Annotated in this window: 1 pseudogene; it reads right to left on the bottom strand. The window is 46.7% G+C overall.

The window, feature by feature from the left end:
• Positions 1-391, bottom strand: a pseudogene (locus tag HT718_RS09415) (surface protein Rib); the annotation flags it as partial.
• Between the last annotated feature and the right edge of the window lie 29 nt (positions 392-420).

The following is a 420-nucleotide window of genomic DNA, read 5'->3' on the forward strand; positions in this document are numbered from 1 at the left end:
AGTGCGCTTTGTCTTTAACTGGAACTTTCTCGTCTGGTTTCACTGGGGTGAAATCTTGGTTGACCAAGTCACTTCCTGGAATTTGGTGACTGATGCCGGTTGTTGGATCTTTCAACGTTGCGGTGCCGTCTTCGCCTACAGTGACTTCCTTACCTGGGTTCTTCGCTTTGACTTTGTCTTCCACTTGTTTTTTCTCTTCTGGAGTTAAGTGCGCTTTGTCTTTAACTGGAACTTTCTCGTCTGGTTTCACTGGGGTGAAATCTTGGTTGACCAAGTCACTTCCTGGAATTTGGTGACTGATGCCGGTTGTTGGATCTTTCAACGTTGCGGTGCCGTCTTCGCCTACAGTGACTTCCTTACCTGGGTTCTTCGCTTTGACTTTGTCTTCCACTTGTTTTTTCTCTTCTGGAGTTAAGTGCG

The organism is Streptococcus sp. 714 (assembly GCF_013277115.1).
Lineage (GTDB): Bacteria > Bacillota > Bacilli > Lactobacillales > Streptococcaceae > Streptococcus.